The sequence below is a fragment of the Teichococcus rhizosphaerae genome (assembly GCF_002631185.1).
Lineage (GTDB): Bacteria > Pseudomonadota > Alphaproteobacteria > Acetobacterales > Acetobacteraceae > Pseudoroseomonas > Pseudoroseomonas rhizosphaerae.
This window is the reverse complement of the sequence record NZ_PDNU01000008.1, coordinates 181,890-204,637: the sequence shown is the minus strand read 5'-3', so window position 1 is coordinate 204,637 and position 22,748 is coordinate 181,890. Positions and strand designations below refer to the sequence as shown.

General features: G+C 71.0%; 24 protein-coding genes. 11 read left to right on the top strand and 13 right to left on the bottom strand.

Features of this window, described 5'->3' with window-relative positions; translation table 11 throughout:
• Positions 1-127: 127 nt before the first annotated feature.
• From CR162_RS07655 to CR162_RS07625, 7 genes are all read left to right on the top strand, one after another.
• Positions 128-931: a DUF2189 domain-containing protein gene (locus CR162_RS07655; protein WP_099094941.1), complete on the top strand. Its 804-nt coding sequence runs from the start codon at positions 128-130 to the stop codon at positions 929-931.
• A gap of 179 nt (positions 932-1,110) precedes the next feature.
• Positions 1,111-2,313: a pyridoxal phosphate-dependent aminotransferase gene (locus tag CR162_RS07650; RefSeq protein WP_099094940.1), complete on the top strand. Its 1,203-nt coding sequence runs from the start codon at positions 1,111-1,113 to the stop codon at positions 2,311-2,313.
• A complete protein-coding gene (locus tag CR162_RS07645) occupies positions 2,310-2,777 on the top strand; it encodes a GNAT family N-acetyltransferase (RefSeq protein WP_099094939.1) in 468 nt (155 codons plus the stop codon). Before CR162_RS07650 ends, CR162_RS07645 begins: the two co-directional genes overlap by 4 nt.
• A 171-nt stretch (positions 2,778-2,948) precedes the next feature.
• Positions 2,949-4,148, top strand: a complete 1,200-nt coding sequence (locus CR162_RS07640) for a pyridoxal phosphate-dependent aminotransferase (RefSeq protein ID WP_099094968.1) — start codon at positions 2,949-2,951, stop codon at positions 4,146-4,148.
• The gene (locus CR162_RS07635; RefSeq protein WP_245870191.1) at positions 4,145-5,194 is read left to right on the top strand and encodes a GNAT family N-acetyltransferase; all 1,050 of its coding nucleotides are present in this window, start codon (positions 4,145-4,147) and stop codon (positions 5,192-5,194) included. The genes CR162_RS07640 and CR162_RS07635 overlap by 4 nt, the downstream gene beginning before the upstream one ends.
• Before the next feature lie 59 nt (positions 5,195-5,253).
• The gene (locus tag CR162_RS07630; RefSeq protein WP_099094938.1) at positions 5,254-5,754 is read left to right on the top strand and encodes a DinB family protein; all 501 of its coding nucleotides are present in this window, start codon (positions 5,254-5,256) and stop codon (positions 5,752-5,754) included.
• Between the two features lie 81 nt (positions 5,755-5,835).
• Positions 5,836-6,423, top strand: coding sequence for a type 1 glutamine amidotransferase domain-containing protein (locus CR162_RS07625; protein ID WP_099094937.1), 588 nt, complete (start codon positions 5,836-5,838; stop codon positions 6,421-6,423).
• A gap of 54 nt (positions 6,424-6,477) precedes the next feature.
• On the opposite strand, the gene CR162_RS07620 is transcribed toward CR162_RS07625, so the two are convergent.
• From CR162_RS07620 to CR162_RS07605, 4 genes are all read right to left on the bottom strand, one after another.
• Positions 6,478-7,359, bottom strand: coding sequence for an alpha/beta fold hydrolase (locus CR162_RS07620; protein ID WP_099094936.1), 882 nt, complete (start codon positions 7,357-7,359; stop codon positions 6,478-6,480).
• Positions 7,360-7,382: 23 nt separating this feature from the next.
• The gene (locus CR162_RS07615) at positions 7,383-7,709 is read right to left on the bottom strand and encodes a multidrug DMT transporter permease (protein WP_099094935.1); all 327 of its coding nucleotides are present in this window, start codon (positions 7,707-7,709) and stop codon (positions 7,383-7,385) included.
• A 121-nt stretch (positions 7,710-7,830) separates the two neighbouring features.
• Complete coding sequence (locus tag CR162_RS07610) at positions 7,831-8,181, bottom strand: hypothetical protein (RefSeq protein ID WP_099094934.1); 351 nt, start codon at positions 8,179-8,181, stop codon at positions 7,831-7,833.
• A 128-nt stretch (positions 8,182-8,309) separates the two neighbouring features.
• Positions 8,310-8,519 (bottom strand): hypothetical protein, encoded by a 210-nt coding sequence (locus tag CR162_RS07605; RefSeq protein WP_099094933.1) that lies wholly within the window; start codon positions 8,517-8,519, stop codon positions 8,310-8,312.
• Positions 8,520-8,647: 128 nt separating this feature from the next.
• Here CR162_RS07605 and CR162_RS07600 point away from each other — a divergent pair, with 128 nt between their 5' ends.
• Positions 8,648-9,142: a metallophosphoesterase family protein gene (locus CR162_RS07600; RefSeq protein WP_099094932.1), complete on the top strand. Its 495-nt coding sequence runs from the start codon at positions 8,648-8,650 to the stop codon at positions 9,140-9,142.
• Positions 9,143-9,171: 29 nt separating this feature from the next.
• Here the strand turns inward: CR162_RS07600 and CR162_RS07595 are convergent, their stop codons facing one another.
• The 3 genes from CR162_RS07595 to trxB all read right to left on the bottom strand — a co-directional run bounded on the left by CR162_RS07595 (position 9,172) and on the right by trxB (position 11,614).
• Positions 9,172-9,435 carry a hypothetical protein gene (locus CR162_RS07595; RefSeq protein ID WP_099094931.1) on the bottom strand — a complete coding sequence of 88 codons (264 nt, stop codon included), beginning with the start codon at positions 9,433-9,435 and terminating at the stop codon, positions 9,172-9,174.
• Between the two features lie 301 nt (positions 9,436-9,736).
• A complete protein-coding gene (locus tag CR162_RS07590) occupies positions 9,737-10,630 on the bottom strand; it encodes a LysR family transcriptional regulator (protein ID WP_099094930.1) in 894 nt (297 codons plus the stop codon).
• A gap of 6 nt (positions 10,631-10,636) precedes the next feature.
• Entirely contained in the window at positions 10,637-11,614 is a 978-nt protein-coding gene (gene trxB, locus CR162_RS07585) for a thioredoxin-disulfide reductase (protein WP_099094929.1), read from the bottom strand.
• A 136-nt stretch (positions 11,615-11,750) separates the two neighbouring features.
• On the opposite strand from trxB, the gene CR162_RS07580 reads away from it, so the two are divergent.
• A complete protein-coding gene (locus tag CR162_RS07580; RefSeq protein WP_099094928.1) occupies positions 11,751-12,233 on the top strand; it encodes an Lrp/AsnC family transcriptional regulator in 483 nt (160 codons plus the stop codon).
• Between the two features lie 56 nt (positions 12,234-12,289).
• Here CR162_RS07580 and CR162_RS07575 read toward each other — a convergent pair whose 3' ends face one another.
• The 6 genes from CR162_RS07575 to carA all read right to left on the bottom strand — a co-directional run bounded on the left by CR162_RS07575 (position 12,290) and on the right by carA (position 20,252).
• Positions 12,290-13,540, bottom strand: coding sequence for a threonine ammonia-lyase (locus tag CR162_RS07575; RefSeq protein WP_099094927.1), 1,251 nt, complete (start codon positions 13,538-13,540; stop codon positions 12,290-12,292).
• Positions 13,541-13,542: 2 nt separating this feature from the next.
• Entirely contained in the window at positions 13,543-14,016 is a 474-nt protein-coding gene (gene greA / locus CR162_RS07570; protein ID WP_099094926.1) for a transcription elongation factor GreA, read from the bottom strand.
• Positions 14,017-14,148: 132 nt separating this feature from the next.
• On the bottom strand, positions 14,149-17,391 hold the full coding sequence (gene carB, locus CR162_RS07565; RefSeq protein ID WP_099094925.1) for a carbamoyl-phosphate synthase large subunit: 3,243 nt from the start codon (positions 17,389-17,391) through the stop codon (positions 14,149-14,151).
• An 11-nt stretch (positions 17,392-17,402) separates the two neighbouring features.
• On the bottom strand, positions 17,403-18,035 hold the full coding sequence (locus CR162_RS07560; protein ID WP_099094924.1) for a LysE family translocator: 633 nt from the start codon (positions 18,033-18,035) through the stop codon (positions 17,403-17,405).
• Between the two features lie 18 nt (positions 18,036-18,053).
• Positions 18,054-18,812: an SDR family NAD(P)-dependent oxidoreductase gene (locus CR162_RS07555; RefSeq protein ID WP_099094923.1), complete on the bottom strand. Its 759-nt coding sequence runs from the start codon at positions 18,810-18,812 to the stop codon at positions 18,054-18,056.
• A 27-nt stretch (positions 18,813-18,839) separates the two neighbouring features.
• Complete coding sequence (gene carA, locus CR162_RS07550; protein WP_099094922.1) at positions 18,840-20,252, bottom strand: glutamine-hydrolyzing carbamoyl-phosphate synthase small subunit; 1,413 nt, start codon at positions 20,250-20,252, stop codon at positions 18,840-18,842.
• Between the two features lie 134 nt (positions 20,253-20,386).
• On the opposite strand from carA, the gene CR162_RS07545 reads away from it, so the two are divergent.
• Both CR162_RS07545 and dnaG read left to right on the top strand, forming a co-directional pair.
• A complete protein-coding gene (locus CR162_RS07545) occupies positions 20,387-20,845 on the top strand; it encodes a GatB/YqeY domain-containing protein (protein ID WP_099094921.1) in 459 nt (152 codons plus the stop codon).
• 50 nt (positions 20,846-20,895) lie between these two features.
• Positions 20,896-22,743: a DNA primase gene (gene dnaG / locus CR162_RS07540; protein ID WP_099094920.1), complete on the top strand. Its 1,848-nt coding sequence runs from the start codon at positions 20,896-20,898 to the stop codon at positions 22,741-22,743.
• Positions 22,744-22,748 lie beyond the last annotated feature (5 nt).

Genomic DNA, 22,748 nt, shown 5'->3' with positions numbered 1-22,748 from the left:
TGGTCACGCCCCCGACGACATGGCCACCCGGTTCCCGGTGCCCGGGCCTTCCGTGAAGCGAATGCCGCGACCCTGAGAGGCGCGGCAGAAGTCGAACACGGCGCCCGCGTGGCGCGGGAGGAAGAACATGGCCACGACCTGGACGGATGCGCCCGGCATGACCCGGCGCGAGCCCTCCATACGCCGCATCGGCGGCTCCGACATCGGCGAGGCGCTGGCGCTGGGCTGGCGGGACTTCCTGGCCAACCCCACCCAGCTCGTCTTCCTGGCGATCCTCTACCCCATCATCGGCCTGGTCGCCGCGCAGCTGGCGGCGGGGCGGGAGCTGATGCCGCTGTTCTGGCCGCTTGCCTCCGGCTTCGCGCTGCTGGGGCCGGTGGCGGCGCTCGGCATCTACGAGCTGAGCCGGCGGCGGGAGCAGGGCCAGCCGACCCGCTGGACGGACGCCCTGGCCGTGCGCCATTCCCCGGCGATCACCTCCATCCTCGGCCTCGGCGTCCTGCTGCTGGCCATCTTCGTCCTCTGGCTCTTCACCGCCCGCCTCATCTACGGGATGACGCTGGGCAGCACCCCCGATAACGCGACCGACTTCCTGAGCCGGGTACTCTACAGCCGCGAGGGGCACCAGCTGATGCTGCTGGGCAACCTGGCCGGCTTCCTCTTCGCGGCCCTGGTGTTCTCGCTCACCGTCGTGTCCTTTCCCATGCTGCTGGACCGGGCGGGGCGGGGCATGCCGGTCACGGCGGGCATGGCCATGCGCACCTCGCTGCGGGCCGTGCGCGCCAACCCGGCGCCGCTGGCGCTCTGGGCCTTCGTCATCGCCCTGCTGCTGGCGCTCGGGAGCCTGCCGCTCTTCGTGGGCCTGGCGGTGGTGGTGCCGGTGCTGGGCCACGCCACCTGGCACCTCTACCGGCGGATGGTGCAGGACTGAGGCCCCGGCCCCGGTCCCGGCTGTGCCCTGGCCCTGGCCCTGGCGGTGCCGGGGGCCCGGGGCCGGCGCGCCAGCGCCGCGGAAGGGGCGAATCGGCCCCGCGGGGTGGCGTGCCGCCTTGTCGGGGCGGCCGGGTGGGGTCTAGGGTCCGGCGTCTTTCGAGTTGGACCCATTCACCCATGAACCTGATCGCCGAGCGGCTCGACCGCATCGCCCCGTCCCAGACCATCGCCATCACCGCCAAGGCGCGGGCGCTGAAGGCGGAGGGCAGGAACGTCATCAGCCTCTCGGCCGGGGAGCCTGATTTCGACACCCCGCGCAACATCAAGGACGCGGCGATCGCGGCGATCGAGAAGGGCGAGACCCGCTACACGGACGTCGCCGGCGCCCGGGCGCTGCGCGAGGCCTGCGCCACCTATTTCCGCCGCGAGCACGGGGTGGAATACAAGCCGGAGGAGATCGTCGTCTCCACCGGCGGCAAGCAGGTGATCTTCAACGCCATCCTGGCCACCATCGACGCGGGCGACGAGGCAATCATCCCGGCGCCGTGCTGGGTTTCCTACCCCGACATCGTGACCCTGGCCGACGGCAAGCCGGTGATCGTTCCGGCCGGGCAGAACCAGGGCTTCAAGATCACGCCCGAGCAGCTCGAGGCGGCGATCACGCCAAAGACCAAGTGGCTGATCCTGAACAACCCCTCCAACCCCACCGGCGCCGCCTACAGCGCGGAGGAGCTGAAGGCGCTGGCCGAGGTGCTGTTGCGCCACCCGGATGTCTGGGTGTTCACCGACGACATCTACGAGAAGCTCACCTATGGCGGCTTCAAGGCCCGCACCCTGGTGGCGGTGGAGCCGCGCCTGAAGGAGCGGACCGTGACCATGAACGGCTGCTCCAAGGCCTATGCCATGACCGGCTGGCGCATCGGCTTCGCCGGCGCGCCGGTGAAGCTGATCAAGGCGATGGACAAGCTGCAGGGCCAGTCCACCTCCAACACCTCCTCCATCTCCCAGGCCGCCGCCGTGGAGGCGCTGACCGGCCCGCAGGATTCGGTCGAGGAGATGCGCAAGGTCTACGAGAAGCGCCGCGACCTTGTGGTCGGCCTGCTCAACAAGGCCCCCGGCATCCACTGCATCACGCCCGAGGGCGCCTTCTACGTGTTCCCCTCGGTGCATGGCTGCCTGGGCAAGACCACGGCCTCCGGCAAGCGGATCGAGACGGACGAGGACTTCGTGACCGCGCTGCTGGAGGATGAGGGCGTCGCCGCCGTGCACGGCTCCGCCTTCATGTTCCCCGGCCATTTCCGCATCTCCTACGCCACGGACGATGCCTCCCTGACCGAGGCCTGCACGCGCATCCAGCGCTTCTGCGCCGGCCTGAAGTGAATGGCGGGAAGGGGGAGGGCGGTCCGCCGCCCTTCCGCTTCCACCCCGCGGCCGAGGCGGATTTCGAGCGGCTGCTCGACCTTTCCATCCGCGTGCTGCGCGCCGATCTGGAGCGCGTCGGCCGCTGGGACCCGGAACGCCGCCGCGCCCGGATGCGCGAAAGCTTCGACCCCGCCGCCACGCGGCTGGTCGTGGCGCCGGATGGCGCGCTGCTCGGCTGCGTCACCTGCCGCCACCATGCGGACCACACCGAAATCTCCAACCTCTACCTGGAGCCGGCCTGCCAGGGGCGGGGCCTCGGCCGCGCCGTGATGGCGGCGCTGCTGGCGGAGCGGCCCGGCCTGCCGGTGCGGCTGGAGGTGCTGAAGCAGAGCCGGGCGGTGGGCTTCTATCGCCGCCTCGGCTTCGCCCAGCTGCGGGAACAGGCCTTCGACCGGGCGATGGAGCTGCCGCCCCGGCAATAGGCCGGGCGGGCCACGCCCCCGCCTGGCCAGCCCCCGCCTGGCCAGACCCCCGCTTGCCCGGCAGCGCGGGGCCGCCCTGCGCGTCCCGGTGCCTGCCACCCTTGGCGGAGCCGGAAACGCCCACTAGGCTGCCCGCCTCGCCTGCCTGACATGTCGGAGATCAGCCCAGCCATGCCCGCCCTCGCCGGTCGCCTGAATGACATTGCCGTTTCCGCCTCCGTCGTCATGGGCACCCGTGCCCGGGCGCTGGCCGCCGAAGGCAAGAAGGTGATCAGCCTCGCCGCCGGCGAGCCCGACTTCCCGACGCCCGCGCACGCCATCGAGGCCGCCCACCAGGCGGCGCTCTCCGGCGACACCAAGTACCCGCCGACCGACGGCACGCCGGCGCTGAAGAAGGCGGTGCAGAAGAAGTTCCGGCGCGACAACAACCTCGACTACGCGCTGGACGAGATCATCGTCGCCAATGGCGGCAAGCAGATCATCATGGATGCGCTGCTGGCCAGCTGCGACCCGGGCGACGAGGTGCTGATCCCCGCCCCCTACTGGGTGAGCTACGCCGACATGGCGAAGCTGGCGACGGCGACGCCCACCTTCGTCAGCTGCCCGCAGAACAACGGCTTCAAGCTGCGCGCCGAGGACCTGGACGCCGCCATCACGCCGAAGACCAAGTGGCTGTTCCTGAACTTCCCGAACAACCCGACCGGCGCCGCCTGCTCCCGCGCGGAGATGGAGGCGATCGCGGCGGTGATGCTGAAGCACCCGCATGTCTGGATCCTGACGGACGACATGTACGAGCACCTTGTCTATGACGGCGAGTTCTGCACCATCGCCGCGGTGGAGCCGCGGCTGAAGGACCGCGTGCTGACGGTCAACGGCGCCTCCAAGACCTATGCCATGACCGGCTGGCGCGTGGGCTTCGCGGGCGGGCCGAAGGCGCTGATCAAGGCCATGGCCAACATGCAGGGCCAGCTCACCAGCGGCATCAGCACGATCAGCCAGGCCGCCGCCGTGGCCGCGCTGGAAGGGCCCCAGGACCTCATCGCCGAGCGCGCCGCCATCTACCGCGAGCGGCGCGACCTCGTGGTGTCCATGCTGAACGAGGCGCCCGGCATCACCTGCCACAAGCCGGAAGGCGCCTTCTACGTCTATCCCAACATCGCCGCCTGCCTCGGCAAGACCAGCAAGGGCGGGCGCAGGATCGGGAACGACACCGACTTCGCCCTGGCCCTGCTGGAGGAGAAGCTGGTGGCCACGGTGCAGGGCACGGCCTATGGCATGAGCCCTTATCTGCGCATCTCCTACGCCACCGACACGGAAAGCCTGCGCGAGGCCTGCGCGCGCATCCAGGAGTTCTGCCGGGAGCTGGCGTGAGCGGCGCCGGCCTCGGCCTGAGCGGCCCCGCCCGGAGCATCCCTGCCATGGGCGGCTTCACCATCCGCCCCGGACAGGACGAGGACGCGGCGGACTTCATCCGCCTCGTGGGCGACGCCTGGGCGGAATACCCGAACTGCTTCCTCGACGTGGATGGCGAGGTGCCCGAGCTGCGGGCGCTGGCCACCCACTTCGCCGGCACGGGTGGCGCGCTCTGGGCGGCGGAAGCGGAAGGGCGCGTCGTGGGCATGGTGGCGGCCCGGCCGCTCGGCTCCGACCGCGCCTGGGAAATTTGCAAGATGTATGTGGAGAAGTCGCAGCGCGGCACCGGCCTCGCCCACGCGCTGCTGGGCGGGGCGGAGGCGCATGCCCGCGCGCGGGGCGCGCAGCGCATCGTGCTCTGGACCGACACCCGCTTCGAGGCGGCGCACCGCTTCTACGAGAAGCGCGGCTATGTGCGCTCCGGCTCCATCCGCATCCTCGACGACATCTCGAAGTCGCTGGAGTTCCGCTACGCCAAGCCCGCCATCGGGCTGGTGGTGGAGGCGCTGGACGCCGCGGCCGCCGCCAGCGCCGAGCGCAGCCTGGCCGAGATGCTGGTGGCCTGCGTGGCGGATGGCGCCGCCACCGGGCACCTGCCGCCGCTTCCGCCAGAAGCGGCGCGCGCCTTCTGGCGCCGCGTCTCGGGCGAGGCGGCGCTGGGCAACCGGCTGCTGCTGGTGGCGTGGCAGGAAGGGCAGGTGGCCGGCACGGTGCAGCTCAACCTCGCCATGCCACAGGACCAGGCGCACCGTGCCGTGGTGGAGCAGCTCCTGGTGCATCCGCAGTTCCGCCGCCAGGGCATCGGGCGGGCGCTGATGCAGCGGGTGGAGCAGGCGGCGCGCGGCATCGGCCGTTCCCTGCTGACGCTCGACATCCGCGCCGGCGCCGCGGCCGAGGCGCTGTGCCGGGGCCAGGGCTGGGTGGAGGCAGGGCGCATCCCCGGCTTCTCGCGCGATGCCGGCGGCACGCTGACGGAGCAGCTGCTGCTCTACCGCCCGCTCTAAGGGGGGAGGGAAGGGACCGCTCCTTTCCCGGCCGCCTGCCTTTGCGCTACGGTTCCGGAATGGTCACGCCGGAATACTGCCGCGCCATGGCGGCCTACAACACCACGATGAACCGCCGCTTCTACGCGGCCGCCGCGGGCCTCGGGGCGGCGGCGCGGGAGCGGGAGCGGGGCGCCTTCTTCGGCTCGCTGCACGGCACGCTCTGCCATCTGGTGTGGGGCGACCTGCAGTGGATGAGCCGCTTCGATGGCGGCCCGGCGCCGGCGGCGAAGCTGGCGGACAGCGCCGGCATGATCCGCGACTTCGGCACGCTGCGCGCCACGCGCGAGGCGCTGGACGCGCGCATCGAGGCCTGGGCGGCGGCGATGGACGAGGTGCTGCTGGCGGGAAGCCTCACCTGGCACAGCGGCGCCGCCGGGCGGGAGGTGACGCGGCCCATGGCGCTGCTGGTGGTGCATTTCTTTAACCACCAGACGCATCACCGCGGCCAGGCCCATGCCCTGCTGACGGCCGAGGGCGCCCGCACGGGAGACACCGACCTGTTCCTCGTGCTGCCCTGACCCGTGTGGGGCGGAGAGCGGCGGGGGGAACCCGTCCCCGCCCCTGGTGTTTCTCCGCCGACACCGCCACGGAGAACAGACATGCCGGACATCAAGCAGAGCAAGATCCTCATCCTGGCCACCGACGGCTTCGAGGAATCGGAGCTTTTCGTGCCGCTGGAGAAGCTGCGGGCGGCGGGCGCCACCGTGCATGTGGCCGCCCCCGAGAAGACCCGCGAGCCCGGCAGCATCCTTGCCTGGGACGGCCAGAAGCAGCCCGAGGACTGGGGCCGCAAGGTGCCCGTGGACCGCAGGCTGGACGAGGCGAGGGCGGATGACTACGACGCCATCGTGCTGCCCGGCGGCGTGCTGAACCCCGACCAGCTGCGGGTGGACCCGGCGGTGATCGGCCTGGTGCGCGACTTCGCGGCCAAGGGCAAGGTGGTGGCCTCGATCTGCCACGGGCCGTGGATCCTGGTGGAGGCGGGCCTCGCCAAGGGCCGCAAGATGACCTCCTTCGCCTCCATCAAGACGGATGTGCAGAATGCCGGCGCCAACTGGCTGGACCAGGAGGTGGTGACCGACCAGGGCATCGTCACCAGCCGCTCGCCCAAGGATCTCGACGCCTTCGTCTCCAAGATCATCGAGGAGGTGCGGGAGGGCAACCACGGCGCCCGCCGCGCGGCCTGACCGGCAGGCGATAGGCCCAGGCCCGGGGGCCGTTCCGCCCCCGGCCTTACCGGCTCAGCGCAGGAACGGCCCCACCGCCGCCAGCACCTCGTCCGGCGCCTCTTCCGCCAGATAGTGCCCGCTGTTCACCGCATGCCCGCCCACCGGACCGGCGGCATGGTTCCTCCAGACCTCCAGCGGCCTGTACCATTGGCCGATCTTTCCCTTCTCGCCCCACAGCGCCAGCAACGGGCACTGCACCTTCTCGCCCGCCGCGCGGCTGGCGCGGTCATGCTCCAGGTCGATGGTGGCGGCGGCGCGGTAATCCTCGCAGATGGCGGTGACGGTGCCGGGCTGGCGCAGGGCGGCGAGGTAGTCGGCCCGCGCCTCGGGATGGAAGAAGCCCTTCTCCTTCGGCTCACGCGAGGTGTGCAGGTCGAACCAGTCCTCCACGTCGCGCAGGATCATCCGCTCCGGCAGGTCGTGCTTCTGGGCCAGGAAGAACCAGTGGTAGTAGCCGAGCGCGAAGGCCATGTCGGTGCGCTCGAAATGCTCCAGGGTCGGCACGATGTCGAGCAGGGCGAGGCGCTCCACGGCCTGCGGCGCGTCGAGCGCCAGGCGGTGCGCCACGCGGGCGCCACGGTCATGCGCCAGCACGCGGAACCGCTCATGGCCCAGGCCGCGCATCAGCCCGAGCATGTCGGCCGCCATGGCGCGCTTGGCATAGGGCGCGTGGTCCGCCGTGGGGCCCGGCTTGCCGGAAAAGCCATAGCCGCGCAGGTCGGGGCAGATGACGGTGTGGGTCTCGGCCAGGATGGGCGCGACGCGGTGCCACATGGCATGGGTCTGCGGATTGCCGTGCAGCAGCAGCAGGGGCGGGCCTTCCCCGGCCCGCCGCAGGCGCAAGGTCTGTCCCGCGACGTCGCGCTCCTCCAGGACGAATCCCTCGAAGATCATGCCGTTTCCTCCCCTTCGGAGGATCAGCCCAGCACGGTATAGACGCCGAGCGCCAGCCCCGCCGCGCAGAAGCCCATGGAGAGGCCGGGCCAGATGCTGCGCGGGCCGCGGCTGGCCAGCAGCAGGTTGAACAGCAGGCACAGGCCGAAGCCCAGCGCCACCTCGGTCAGCGGGCGCATGTAGATGCCCCAGGCCAGCAGGCCCAGCCACAGGAAGAAGGCCAGCTTGGCCAGGAGCCTCCAGATCGTGTCGGCCCTGTCCGAGGCGGGGCGGAGTTCCGGCACGTTGGAGCGGGTGTGGATGAAGGCACCGCCCGAGAGCAGCAGCAGCGCCGGAATGAAGGTGTCCATGCCTCAGCCGGGTAGCCAAGCCGGGCGCCCTTGCCAAGCCGCAAAGCGGCGCATGGGCACCGGCCCGCCGCCGCGCGGCAGGCGGCGAGCCGCGGCAGAGGGGGAGGGACGCCCTGCTTGGTCAGCCCTGCGGAAGGTGGCGGCTGGCACGCCTCAGCAGCCAGCCCTGCAGGCCGGGAGCCTTGTGGATGGCATCGCGCAGCGCCTTCAGCTCCGCCTCGGCCCGCGAGCGGGCGAGGGAGGCTTCCACCGCATGGCCACGGGCGATCTGGCGCTCCTCCTCCAGCGTGGCGAGGCGGCGCGCCAGCACGCTCCTGTCGCCATCGGAGCCCTGGCTCATCTCGCGCAACAGGGTGCGGGCCTCCTCCAGCTCGCGGCGCAGGCGCTCGACCTCGCCCTGCGCCGCCGGCGGCGGGCCGGCCGGACGAGGCGCGCGGGTGTTCGGGATGCTCTTGGAACGCTTGCGGCCCATACCGGCTCTCCCACTCTGCCAAAGCCAGGGTCGATACCCATTCTGGCCGTGAGGGGGAAGGCTGCCATCCACAAAAAGCCCGCGGCGCCGGGGGCGTGGCGCGGAGGGGTTCTCCGCGCCCTGCCACTTCAGTGGACCGCCTGACCTTCCTGCGCCTCCTCCTCGGCCTCCTCCACGGTCCGCTTCATGAGGCGGACCGCTTCCTCCACCGTGTCGGCGGTCCAGTCGGAGATCTCCCGGACCCAGACGCCGTTGCGGAAGAGCCGCGCCCGGACCATGCCGGAGGAGGCAAAGGTCTTGATGGTGTAGGGGCCGTATTCGAATGCGGCGGATTTCATGGCTTCTTGCCGTGCTGGATTGCGGTGGCGTGCAGCTTAGGGCCGGCTTTGTTAACAAAGGGTTCCGGCCGGCGCGAATATGGCCGCCAGGATGCACGGGGCCGGCCCGGCATGGTTGACGAGGATGCATGACGACCTTCTTCACCGCCGACACCCATTTCGGCCATGGCGGCGCGCGCGGCCTCTACCGCCGGCCCTTCCCCTCCGTCGCGGCGATGGACGCCGCCCTGGAGGAACGATGGAACGCGGCGGTGCGGCCGGGCGACGAGGTCTGGCACCTGGGCGATTTCGCCATCGGCTACCCGGCGGAAGCGATGGCGGCGCTGCTGGCGCGCCTGAACGGCACGAAGCGGCTGATCCTGGGCAACAACGATGCGGCGGCCACCGCCGGCCTGCCCGGCTGGGCCAGCGTGCAGCACTATGCCGAGACGGAGGTCGAGGGACGCCGTCTGGTGCTCTGCCACTACGCCTTCCGCAGCTGGCGCGACATGGCGCGCGGCGCGATCAACCTGCATGGCCACAGCCATGGCCGGCTGAAGCCCCTGGCCCGCCAGTTCGATGTCGGCGTGGATGTGCGGGAGTTCCGGCCCGTGACCCTCGCGGAGATCCTGCAGGCGGCGTGAGGCGCCCCGCGCCGCCTGTTCCCCGCTTCCTACCGGAGCCGCTGGGCCACCCGCTCGGCATCCTCGTCCGGCAGCGGGTCCACCAGGGTGCCGATCAGCCGCATCAGTTCCTGATGCTCCGGCCCACTGCCCCGGCGCGCCAGGAACTCGCCCAGCGGGACGAGGGATGCGGCTCCGCCGGACGGGCCATTGGGTTGATGCCTGACCATGACATCCTGTTCCCCCGGCCCACGGACCAGATGCCAGGTGTCGCCATTCGCACTCGCATAGATCAGCCGTTCCGGCCGGGACATGCACGCCTCCTTCTCATGGCCAGGAGGTAACGCGCCCACCCCCCCATCCGGATCACGCGCCCGCGCCAGACAGGGAGGGACGGCCCGCGAAGCGCCGGTGCAAAAAGAAAGCCCGCCGACCGAAAGGGCAGCGGGCCAAGGTATACAGGGAGGCTTCACGTCTGGGAGACGAAGGGTCAGGGACCCTCTCCGGCCAAATCGCCGGATGACAGGAAGCTAATGCGCCCTGTGACATGCGCGTAGATCAAATATCGCCGCCCCGCCATGCAGGCGACGCATGGTGAACATTTGATGGCTGCTATCAGCCGTTGAGAGCCGCCAGTTCGGACACCAGGAAGTCGCGGAACACGCCCACGCGCTTCGAGTGCCGCATCTCCTCGGGATAGACGAAATAGGCGTCGATGCGCGGCGCCTTCAGGTCGGACAGCACGGGGATGAGGTCGCGCAGGTCGTCGCCCATGTAGTCGGGTAGGGCGGCGAGGCCCAGGCCCGAGCGGACGGCGTGCAGCATGGCGGGCAGGCTGTTCACCTCCACCGCCGCGCGGCGCGGGCTGCCGGGGCGGCGTCCGGCCTCCAGCAGCCAGTTGATGCTCTCGACGGGCGGGCGGTAATCGCCATAGACGATCAGCCGGTGGACATCGAGATCCTCGGCCCGCTGCGGGATGCCCGCCTGCTTCAGGTATTCCGGCGAGCCCACCACCTTCCAGCCGAAGGTGGCGACATGCCGCTGGATCAGGTCCGGCTGCTTCGGCGGGTGCATGCGGATGGCGACGTCGGCCTCGCGCATGGCGAGGTCGAGATCGGCATCGTCGAGCAGCAGCGTCACCGTCACGTCGCTGTGCAGGCCCATGAACTTGCGCAGGCGCGGCGCCAGCCAGGTGGTGCCGAAGCCGGTGGTGGTGGTCACCTTAAGGCGGCCCGCGGCGCGCTCCCGGCTTTCGGTGAGCAGCGCCTCCGTCATGGCGAGCTTGGCGAACACCTCGCGCACGGTGCGGTTCAGCGTCTCGCCCTGTTCCGTCAGGATCAGGCCGCGCGCGTGGCGGTGGAAGAGGGGCACCTGCAGCGCCTCCTCCAAGGCCTGGATCTGGCGCGAGACGGCGGACTGGCTGAGGTTCAGCGACTCACCGGCATGGGTGAAGCTGCCCGCCTCGGCGACCGCGTGGAAGACCCGGAGCTTGTCCCAATCGAGCGGCATGGCGGGTCAGGCGGCTTCGGCCTGGGCGACGTCGTCGCGGAGCGCGAGGAACTTCTCCGCTTCCAGCGCCGCCATGCAGCCGGTGCCGGCGGCGGTCACCGCCTGGCGGTAGACCCGGTCCTGCACATCGCCGGCGGCGAAGATGCCCGCCCGGCTGGTCCGCGTCGAATCAGGAGCCGTCACCAGATATCCCTCCGCATCCATGTCCAGCTGTCCCTTGAACAGGCTCGTGGCCGGGGCGTGGCCGATGGCGACGAAGACGCCGTCCACCGCCAGTTCCCGCGCCTGGCCGGTTTCGCGGTCGCGCAGCGCGAGGCCGCGCGCGACCGGCGTGCGCCCGCCGGTCTCGGCCAGCACCTGCTCGGTCAGCGTGTTCCAGAGGATCGTCACGTTGCCCTTGGCCATCAGCCGCTTCTGCAGGATCCGCTCGGCCCGCAGCGTGTCCCGCCGGTGGATCAGGGTCACGTGCCGCGCCAGGTTGGAAAGGTAAAGCGCCTCCTCCACCGCCGAGTTGCCCCCGCCGATCACCGCCACGTCCTTGTTGCGGTAGAAGAAGCCGTCGCAGGTGGCGCAGGCGGAGACGCCGAAGCCGGACAGCTCCTTCTCTCCGGGGATGCCGAGCCACTTGGCCTGCGCGCCGGTGGCGATGACCACCGCCTCGGCCTCGTAGCTGTCCCCCGAATCGCCGGTGCAGCGGAAGGGCGGGCCGGCGGTGAAGTCGACGGCGGTGATCAGGTCGTGCCGGATGCGGGCGCCGACATGCTCGGCCTGCTCGCGCATCTGCTCCATCAGCCAGGGCCCCTGGATGGGGGCGGCGAAGCCGGGGTAGTTCTCGACCTCGGTGGTGATGGTGAGCTGCCCGCCCGGCTGCATGCCGGCCACGATCAGCGGCTCCAGGCCGGCACGGGCGGCATAGATGGCCGCGGTGTAGCCGGCGGGGCCGGCGCCGAGGATCAGGAGGCGGGTGCGGTGCAGTTCAGACAAGGGCTTGGTCCCGGAATCGCTCTGGTGCGCAGGATATCGGAAAGAACCGGTTTCCCCGCAACCCGATGCCTTGAATAGAAAGCCTCGTGCAAGGATATTGCGTCTGAAACGCCGCACGAGCAACGAAACGGTTCCGATGAAGCCTGAAACGATCGACAACCTGGATGCGGTGGACCGCCAGATCCTCGCCGAGCTTCAGGCCGATGGCCGGATGACGAATGTGGAACTGGCCCGGCGGGTGGAGCTTTCCGCGCCGCCCTGCCTGCGCCGGGTGCGCCGGCTGGAGGAGGGGGGCATCATCCGGGGCTACCACGCCGACATCGACCCGGTGGCGCTGGGCTGGCAGATCACCTTCTTCGCGGTGGTCGGGCTGGAGAGCCAGAAGCACGCCATCCTCTCCGCCTTCGAGGCGGAGGTGACCACCTGGCCCGAGGTGCGGGAATGCCACATGATCCGCGGGGGAGGGGATTTCCTGCTGCGCCTCGTGGCGCGTGACACCGCGCATGAGAACGCGCTGACCAACCGCCTGACCGCGGCCCCCAATGTCGGCCGGGTGACGACGCTGCAGACCATCCACACCGCCAAGGAAGTCCCCGGCGTGCCGCTGGAGCTGCGATAGGGAAAGCGCGAAAGGGCGGGCGAGGGAGGCCTCTCCTTCCCCCGCGCCCCGTGCCCTCAGGCGCGGCGCACCGTGTAGTTGGCCGCTTCCAGCGCCGCGACGATGGCGTTGCCCTGCACCGCGTCCCGCACCTCGATCATCAGCTCCAGCTCGGTGGACTGCACCGTGGGCGCGCCGAAGAGCTGCTGGTGCTTGACCTCGATGACATTGCCGCCGGCCTCCGAGATGCGCCTGGAGATGTCGGCCAGCACGCCGGGGCGGTCGGGAATGTCGAAGTGCAGCCGCATGATCCGCCCGTCCCGCAGCAGCTGGCGCAGCAGGACGTTGGACAGGGCGCGGGCGTCGATGTTGCCGCCGCAGACGGGCGTGCCCACCCGCCGGCCGGCGAGGCGCGCGGGATGCGCCAGCAGCGCCGCGACGCCGGCCGCGCCGGCGCCCTCCGCCACCACCTTGGCGCCTTCCGCCAGCAGGGCGATGCCCTGCTCCACGGCGCGTTCCGGCACCACCAGCACCTCGATGCCGAGGCGCTTGATCAGGGCATAGGGCGCCTCGCCCACGTCGCGCACGGCGATGCCCTCGGCGACGGTCGGCCCGCCGACGGCGATGGGCTGCCCCGCCAGGCGCTGCGCCATGGCCGGATAGCCCTCCACCTCCACGCCATAGACGGTGAGGGAAGGGTTCATCTCCAGCGCCGCCGCGGCGCAGCCGGCCAGGAGCCCGCCGCCGCCCACGGGAAAGACCAGCGTGTCCAGGCCCGGAGCGTCCTCGATCATCTCGATCGCCATGGTGCCCTGGCCGGCGATGACGCCCCGGTCGTCATAGGGATGGATGAAGGTCAGCCCCTCGCGCAGCGCCAGGGCATGGGCGTGTGCGGCGGCCTCGGCCAGCGTCTCGCCATGCAGCACCACGGTCGCGCCCCAGCTTTCGGTGCGGACCACCTTGGTGGCGGGGGTGAAGCGCGGCATGACGATGGTGGCGCGGATGCCCAGGCGGCTGGCATGGCGCGCCACCGCCTGGGCGTGGTTGCCGGCCGACATGGCGATGACGCCCGTGGCCTTCTCCCGCGCCGTCAGCAGCGCCAGCCGGTTGGCGGCGCCCCGCTCCTTGAAGGCGCCGGTGGCCTGGAGGTTGTCCAGCTTCAGCCAGACCTCGCAGCCGGCGGCGCGCCCGATGACGGGGGCGGGCACGGTGGGCGTGCGCAGCACCGCGCCCTGGATGCGCGCCGCAGCCTCCCGCACATTGGCGAGGGTGATGAGGGCGGGCGAGGACAGCTCGCCCGCCAGTCCCGAAAGGCCGCGGCTCGGCATGGTCAGACGAAGCGGACCTTGGCGATCTCGTAGGCGCGCGAGCCGCCGGGCGCCGGCACCTCGACGGAGTCGCCGAGCTTCTTGCCGATCAGCGCCTTGGCCAGCGGCGAGGAGATGGAGATGGAGCCCTGCTTGGTGTCCGCCTCGTACTGGCCCACGATGCGGTAGGTCTTCTCCTCGTCGCTCTCCTCGTCGATGACCGTGACGGTGGCGCCGAAGCGCACCTGGTCGCCGGAAAGCTTGGAGACGTCGATCACCTCGGCCGAGGGAATGATACCCTCCAGCTCGGCGATGCGGCCCTCGATGAAGGACTGCCGCTCGCGCGCGGCATGGTACTCGGCATTCTCGGAGAGATCGCCATGCTCGCGGGCCTCCGCGATCGCGCGGATCACCGCGGGGCGCTCCTCCGACTTCAGATGCCGCAACTCCTCCTCAAGCCTGGCGAGACCTTCGGCGGTCATCGGGAATTTCTGCACGGCAGATCTTTCCTTCATACGCGGCAACGACCGCCGGGCGGAACCCGGCGGCCTTCCGGCACCCAGACGGGCGCCATTGGCGGGAACATGGATCGGGCGGGGCCGGCCTTTCGGTCAGCCCCGCCCCGCCCTTCAGAACGAAGGAGGAAAGTAAGCCTGCAAGGGCGCCACTTCAAGTGTTCCGGCCTTCAGGGCGGCAATCGCGTGCACCGCGGCGCGGGCGCCGGCCATGGTGGTGTAGTGCGGCACGCCATGGGTCAGCGCGCCGCGGCGGATATCGAAGCTGTCCGCCACGGCCTGGCCGGTGCCGGTGGTGTTGATGACGAGCTGGATCTCGCCGTTGCGGATGGCGTCCACGCAATGCGGGCGGCCCTCCATCACCTTGTTCACCACGGTGACGGAAAGCCCCGCCTCGCGCAGCGCCGCCGCGGTGCCGCGCGTGGCCAGGATGCGGAAGCCCATGTCGGACAGGCGGCGCACGAAGGAGACGGCGCCCTTCTTGTCGCTGTCCTTCACCGAGACGAAGGCGGCGCCCTCGGATGGCAGCTTCACGCCGGCGCCGAGCTGGGCCTTGGCGAAGGCGCGCTCGAAGGAGGCGTCGAGCCCCATCACCTCGCCGGTGGACTTCATTTCCGGCCCGAGGATGACATCGACATTGGGGAAGCGGTTGAAGGGGAACACCGCCTCCTTCACCGCCACGTGCCGGTTGACCGCCTCGTCGTCGAGCCTGAACTCGGAAAGCTTCGCGCCGGCCATGACGCGGGCGCCGATCTTGGCGATCGGCACGCCCGTCGCCTTGGCGACGAAGGGCGCCGTGCGCGAGGCGCGCGGGTTGACCTCGAGGACGAAGATCTCGCCGTCCTTCACCGCGTACTGCACGTTCATCAGGCCCTTGACCTTGAGGGCCTTGGCCATCGCCTCCGTCTCGGCCTTCAGCTCGGTCACCACCGAGGGGGGCAGGGAGTAGGGGGGCAGCGAGCAGGCGCTGTCGCCCGAATGGATGCCCGCCTCCTCGATGTGCTCCATGACGCCGGCGACATAGACCTGCCCGTCCTCGTCGGCGATGCAGTCCACATCGACCTCGATCGCGTCCTGCAGGTACTGGTCGATCAGGATCGGGTTCTCGCCCGAGACGATCACCGCCTCCTGGCCGAAGCGCAGGAGCTGCTCGCGGTTGTAGGCGATCTCCATGGCGCGGCCGCCCAGCACGTAGGAGGGGCGCACCACGACGGGATAGCCGATGCGCTCGGCCTCGGCCACCGCCTCGTCCAGCGTGCGGACGATGCCGTTCTGCGGCTGCTGCAGGCCGAGGCCCTTGAGCAGAAGCTGGAAGCGCTCGCGGTCCTCGGCGATGTCGATGGCCTCGGCGGAGGTGCCGAGGATCGGGATGCCGGCCTTGTGCAGCGCCTGGGACAGCTTCAGCGGCGTCTGGCCGCCATACTGCACGATGCAGCCCAGCACTTCGCCCTTCTCCTGCTCCTTGCGGATCAGGGAGATCACGTCCTCGGCCGTCAGCGGCTCGAAGTAGAGGCGGTCCGAGGTGTCGTAATCGGTGGAGACCGTCTCGGGGTTGCAGTTGACCATGATGGTCTCGAAGCCCGCCTCGCGCAGCGCGTAGCAGGCATGGACGCAGCAATAGTCGAACTCGATGCCCTGGCCGATGCGGTTCGGACCGCCGCCGAGGATGACGATCTTCTTCTTGTCCGTCGGCCGGGATTCGCAAACGGGCGTGCCGAAGCCGCCTTCATAGGTGGAGTACATGTAGGGCGTGTCGGAGGCGAACTCGGCGGCGCAGGTGTCGATGCGCTTGAACACCGGCAGCACGCCGAGGCTCAGCCGGTGCTGCATCACCGCCGCCTCGCTCTGCCCGCTCAGCACGCCCAAGCGCTTGTCGGAGAAGCCCATCGCCTTGAGGCGGCGGAAGCCGGTGGCGTCCTGCGGCAGCCCCTCGGCGCGCACGCCCTCCTCGGCGCGGACGATCTTCTCGATCTCGCGCAGGAACCAGGGCTCGAAGCGGCAGGCCTCGTGGATCTCCTCGACGGTGAGGCCGGCGCGGAAGGCCTGCGCCACGTTCAGCACGCGGTCGGGCTTCGGCGTGGCGAGCGAGGCGATATGCGCCTCGCGGCTGTTGTCGGTCATGGCGATGTCGTCGAGGCCGGACAGGCCCGTCTCCAGGCTGCGCAGGCCCTTCTGCAGCGCCTCGTTGAAGGAGCGGCCGATGGCCATGGCCTCGCCCACCGACTTCATCGAGGTCGTCAGCGTCGCCGGGGTCCCTGGGAACTTCTCGAAGGTGAAGCGCGGGATCTTGATGACGACATAGTCGATCGTCGGCTCGAAGGCGGCCGGCGTCACCATGGTGATGTCGTTCTTCAGCTCGTCCAGCGTGTAGCCCACGGCGAGCTTGGCGGCGATCTTGGCGATGGGGAAGCCCGTCGCCTTGGAGGCCAACGCGGAGGAGCGGGAGACGCGCGGGTTCATCTCGATGACCACCATGCGGCCATCGGCGGGGTTGATGCCGAACTGGACGTTGGAGCCGCCGGTATCGACGCCGATCTCGCGCAGGCAGGCGATGCTCGCATCGCGCATGCGCTGGTATTCCTTGTCGGTCAGCGTCAGCGCCGGGGCCACCGTGATGGAATCACCCGTGTGCACGCCCATCGGGTCCAGGTTCTCGATGGAGCAGACGATGATGCAGTTGTCTGCGCTGTCGCGGACCACCTCCATCTCGTATTCCTTCCAGCCCAGCACGCTTTCCTCGATCAGCACCTCGTTGGTCATCGAGGCGGAGAGGCCGGCGGAGACGATCTGCTCGAACTCCTCCCGGTTGTAGGCGATGCCGCCGCCCGTGCCGCCGAGCGTGAAGGAGGGGCGGATGACGCAGGGCAGCTTCACCAGATCCAGCCCCGCGCGCGCCTCCTCCATCGTGTGCGCGATGGCCGAGCGCGGGCTCTCGATGCCGATCTTGGTCATGGCGTCGCGGAACTTCAGCCGGTCCTCCGCCTTGTCGATCACCTCGGCCTTGGCGCCGATCAGCTCGCAGCCATACTTCTCCAGCACGCCAGCCTCGGCCAGCTTCAGCGCGGTGTTCAGCGCGGTCTGGCCGCCCATGGTGGGCAGCAGCGCGTCGGGGCGCTCCTTGGCGATGATCTTCTCGACCATCTCCACCGTGATCGGCTCGATATAGGTGGCGTCCGCCAGGCCGGGGTCGGTCATGATGGTGGCGGGGTTGGAGTTCACCAGGATCACCCGGTAGCCCTCCGCCCGCAGCGCCTTGCAGGCCTGCGCGCCCGAATAGTCGAACTCGCAGGCCTGGCCGATGACGATGGGGCCGGCCCCGATGATCAGGATGGACTTGATGTCTGTACGCTTCGGCATCGGGGAGGACCTTATCGGCGGGAATCGGTGGCGAGCTTGACGGCGATCAGCCCCAGCGCGCCGCCCAGCACATAGCGCTGCGCGGCCAGCCAGAGGGGCCGCCTGGCCAGGAAGGTGGAGATGCCCCCGGCGCCCAGCACCAGGAGGATGTCGAACAGCGCGCCGATCAGCACCTGCACGCTGCCCAGGATGATGCCCTGCGCCAGCACGCTGCCGCGGGCGGGGTCGATGAAGGGCGGCAGCACCGCCACGTAGAACAGCGCCACCTTCGGGTTCAGCAGCGCCGTGGCGGCGCCCACGGTGAACAGCCGCGCGGGCGGCTCCGGCGGCAGGGCGCGCGGCTCGAACACCGAGGCGCCGCCCGGCCGCAGCGTCTGCCAGGCCATCCAGCCGAGATAGGCGGCGCCGCCCAGGCGCAGCGCGTCATAGGCGTAAGGCACGGCCAGCAGCGCCGCGGTGACCCCGGCGGCGGCCGCCAGCATGATCAGCGCCATGCCCGTCTGGCAGCCGGCCAGGGAGACCAGCCCCGCCCGCCGCCCCTGCGCCAGGGTGCGGGAGGCGAGATAGAGCATGTTCGGGCCCGGCGTGACCGCGAGGCCCACGGAAAGGGCGGCGAAGGCCAGGAGTGCCGCGAGCGAGGGCATCAGACCGCGCCCATGGCGTCAGCCCTGGATCGAGAAGCCGCCATCCACCGGGATGGCCGTGCCGGTGATGAAGGCGGCCTCGTCGCTGGCGAGGAAGGCGGCGATGCCGCCGAAATCCTTGGGGTCGCCCCAGCGCCGGCAGGGGCTGCGGGCGATGACGGCGTCGTTCAGGGTCGGCACGTCCTGCCGCGCCTTGCGGGTCAGGTCGGTGTCGATCCAGCCGGGCAGGATGGCGTTGGCGGTGATGCCATCGGCGCTCCAGGCGGCGGCGAGGGACTTGGTGTACTGCACCACCGCGCCCTTGCTGGCGCCGTAGGCGGGAGAGAAGTACACGCCGAAGATCGACAGCATGGAGCCGATGTTGATCACCCGCCCATGCCCGCTGGCCTTCAGCGCCGGGTAGGCGGCGCGGGTCAGGCGCATCACGCTGGTCAGGTTGGTGTCCAGCACCGTCATCCACTCCTCGTCCGTCACCTCGTGCGGAGCCTTGCGGATGTTGGTGCCGGCATTGTTGACCAGGATGTCGAGCCGGCCGGCCTGGGCCAGCACGTCCTCCACCAGCCTCGCCGGGACGGCGGGGTCGGTCAGCTCGGCCCGCAGGGCGAGGGTGCCGCCGCCCAGCGCGGACGCGGCGGCCTGGTTCTTCTCCGCGTTGCGGCCGGCGATGACCACGCGCGCGCCGCAGGCGGCGAGGCCGCGCGCCATGCCGAAGCCGATGCCGCCATTGCCGCCGGTGACCAGCGCCACGCGCCCCGTCAGGTCGAACATCCCAGCCATGCCCCGTTCCTCCTCCCGCCAGGCGGCTCAGGCCGCCTTGTGCTTCTCGATCATCTCGACAAAGCGGTGGAAGAGATAGTGGCTGTCGGAGGGGCCGGGGCTGGCCTCGGGGTGGTACTGCACCGAGAAGGCCGGCCGGTCGGTGGCGGCGATGCCCTCGTTGGAGCCGTCGAACAGCGACACATGCGTCACCTTCACGGTCTCGGGCAGGGACTTCTCGTCCACCGCGAAGCCGTGGTTCTGGCTGGTGATCTCGACGCGGCCGGTGGCCAGGTCCTTCACCGGCTGGTTGGCGCCGCGGTGGCCGCGGTCCAGCTTGAAGGTGCGGCCGCCCAGCGCCAGCGCCAGGAGCTGGTGGCCGAGGCAGATGCCGAAGACGGGGGTGCCGCTGTCCAGCACGCCGCGGATGGCCGGCACGGCGTATTCGCCCGTCGCCGCCGGGTCGCCGGGGCCATTGGACAGGAACACGCCGTCCGGCTTGTGCGAGAGGATGTCCTCGGCGGTGGCGGTGGCGGGCAGCACCGTCACCTCGCAGCCCGCATCGGCCAGGCAGCGCAGGATGTTGCGCTTGGCGCCGTAATCGACCGCCACGACCTTGTGCCGGCGCGCGGGCGCCACGTTGTAGCCCTCACCCCAGGACCACAGCCCTTCCGTCCAGGCATAGGACTGGCGGCAGGAGACGTCCCGGGCGAGATCCATGCCCTCCAGCCCCGGCCAGCCGGCGGCCTGGGCGCGCAGCGCGGGGATGTCGAAACGGCCGTCCTGCGGGTGGGCCAGCACGCCGTTCGGCGCCCCGCCGTCGCGGATGCGGGCGGTGAGCGCGCGGGTGTCGATGCCGGCGATGCCGGGGATGCCGTGGCTCTTCAGCCAGTCGTCGAGATGGCGGGTGGCGCGGTAATTGGCCGGCTCCGTCAGGTCCAGCTTCACCACCAGGCCGCGCGCGGCGGGGGTGATGCTCTCCACATCCTCCGCGTTGGCGCCCACATTGCCGATATGCGGGAAGGTGAAGGTGATGATCTGCCCGGCATAGGAGGGGTCCGTCAGGGTTTCCTGGTAGCCCGTCATGCCGGTGTTGAAGCAGATCTCGCCCACATTGGTGGTGTGGGCGCCGAAGCCCACGCCCCAGAACACCGTGCCATCGGCCAGCACCAGCGCGGCGGTGGCGCCGGCGGGGGGCTGGTCCTTGGTCTGGCCATCGGTCGGGGTGGCGGAAGCGGGCATGCGCGTCTCCGGGCTCGGTTCGGTCTGCGGGGTGGGGGCGGCGGCCAGCTCCGCCAGGGAAAGGCCGGTGGCGGCGAGGATCGCCGGCCAGTGCTTGGCGGGAATGGCGCGCGACTGGCGCCACTTGCGCACCGCCTCGGTGCCGACGCCGCAGCGCTCGGCCACGGCTTCGCTGCCGCCCATCAGGGCGATGATGTCATCCACGGACCGCATGGGCACGTTATGTGGGAAAAAATTTCCCGGCGCAACCAGAGGGCCGGAATTGGGAAAAAAATTCCCAGGCGCATGGACCCCTGGCCCCCGCCGCCCCGAGCGGCTTTATACCCCGCCCCGATCCCGATGGAGAGTGACCGATGAGCCTGCGCGAACGCTTCACCCAGGAACTGAAGGCCGCCATGGTGGCGAAGGATGCGGCCCGCACCTCCACCATCCGCATGGTCATGGCCAAGCTGAAGGACACCGACATCGCCGCCCGCCCCAGCGGCGTGGAGCAGGTGCCGGAGGAGCAGATCGTCGCCATGCTGCGCTCCATGGTGAAGTCGCGCCGCGAGAGCGTCGAGATGTACACCCAGGGCAACCGCCCGGAGCTGGCGGAGAAGGAGGCGGCCGAGATCGCCGTGATCGAGTCCTTCCTGCCGCGGCAGATGGACGATGCCGCCATGCAGGCCGCGGTGGCCGAGGCGGTGGCCGAGAGCGGCGCCAGCTCCATCAAGGACATGGGCAAGGTCATGGCCGCGCTGAAGGCGAAGCACGCCGCGACGCTGGACATGGCCAAGGCGGGGCCGATGGTGAAGGCCGCGCTTGGCGGCTGAGGCCGATCCCGCCGTGGCGCGGCGGGGCGGCATGGCTTAGGTAGGGCGGCATGTCCCTGCCGCCGAACTTCCTGGAGGAGCTGCGCCTCCGCACGCCGCTGGCGCCGCTGATCGGCCGCGGCGTGAAGCTGGCGCGCGCGGGGCGGCAGTGGCGCGGCTGCTGCCCCTTCCACGGCGAGAAGTCGCCCTCCTTCTACGTCTATGACGACCACTACCATTGCTTCGGCTGCGGCGCGCATGGCGATGCCATCGCCTATGTCATGCAGAGCCAGGGCGCCACATTCCCCGAGGCGGTGGAGCGGCTGGCCGCCGAGGCCGGGCTGGAGGTGCCGAAGGCCACGCCGCAGCAGGCGAGGCGGGAAGCCCGGCAGCGCGACCTGCACGGCGTCATGCAGGCCGCCGCCGAGGCCTTCCAGCGCCGCCTGCGCCTGCCCGAGGGCCGCGCGGGGCTCGACTACCTGCTGCGCCGGGGCCTTTCGGAGGAGACCATCCGCAGGTTCGGCCTCGGCTGGTCCGGCGCCGGGCGGGGCACGCTGGCGGCGGACCTGAAGCCGCTCGACATCGAGGTGCCGCAGCTGGTGGAGGCCGGGCTGATGCGGCCGGGGGAAGGGGACAGCCCGCCGGCCGACCTGTTCTTCAACCGCGTGATGTTCCCGATCCGCGACCGGCGCGGCCGCATCATCTCCTTCGGCGGGCGGGTGCTGGGGGATGCCCAGCCGAAATACGTCAACGGCCCGGAAACCGAGCTGTTCTCCAAGCGCCGCAACCTCTACGCGGCCGACCTGGCGCGGGAGGCCGCCTTCAGGGGCGCGCCCGTGCTGGTGGTGGAAGGCTACATGGACGTCATCGCCCTGCACCAGGCGGGGTTCGGCGGTGCCGTGGCCCCGCTCGGCACGGCGCTGACCGAGGAGCAGCTGGCCGAGCTGTGGCGGCTCTCGCCCCAGCCCCTCCTGTGCTTCGACGGCGACAAGGCGGGTGCCCGCGCCGCCGCCCGCGCCGCCGAGCTGGCCCTGCCGCTGCTCTCGCCCGAGCGCAGCCTGGGCTTCGTCACCCTGCCGCCGGGGGAGGACCCGGACACGCTGGTGGCCAGGGGCGGCCCCGCCGCCTTCCGGGCCCTGCTGGAGGCGGCGCGGCCGCTCTCGGCGGTGCTCTACGGCATGCTGGCCGAGAAGCACCCCGGCACCACGCCCGAGGCGCGCGCCGCGCTGCGCCACGCGCTGGAGGCGGCGGCGGGCACCATTCCCGACAAGTTTCTGGCCGGCGAGTACCGGCGGACCTTGCTCGACACCTTCTTCGCCAGCGGCCGCCGGCCCGCCCCGGCGGCCCGCCAGCCCTGGGCGCCGCGTGGCGGCGCCGGCGCCGGGCGCGGCGGCCGCCCGGCGGCGCCGGCCCTGAACCTGCCGCGCCCCGGCATCGACCCGGGCCATGTCCGGCAGGAGCAGGCCCGCTGCCTGCTGGCCATCACCCTGGCCCATCCCTGGCTGCTGGGCGAGGTGGAGGAGGCGCTGGCCAGCCTGGAGCTGCCCGGGGGCATGGCGCGCGGGTTGCAGCGGGCGATGCTGGCCTGGCATGGCGGGGCGGAGCGCCTTGAAGCCGCGGCGCTGGCCGACCACCTCGAAAAAACCGACCCCGAGGGCCTGGCCTGGCTGCGCCATTCGCCCCGCATGCTGCCCGCGGCGGCGCGGGAGGCGGCGCTGCCGCAGCTGGTGACGCAGCAATGGTGGTACTTCTTCGGCCGCTTCCGCGGCGAGGAGGCCCTGCTGGCGGAGCGCGAGGCGGCGGCCCGGGACTTCGCGGCCACCGGCAGCGAGGCGGCGCAGACCCGCCTGATCCGGCTCAATGAACTGCTCGCCGCCCAGCGGCGGGGCGAGATGGAGGAGGAGGGCTGGGGCGGTTAGGAAGG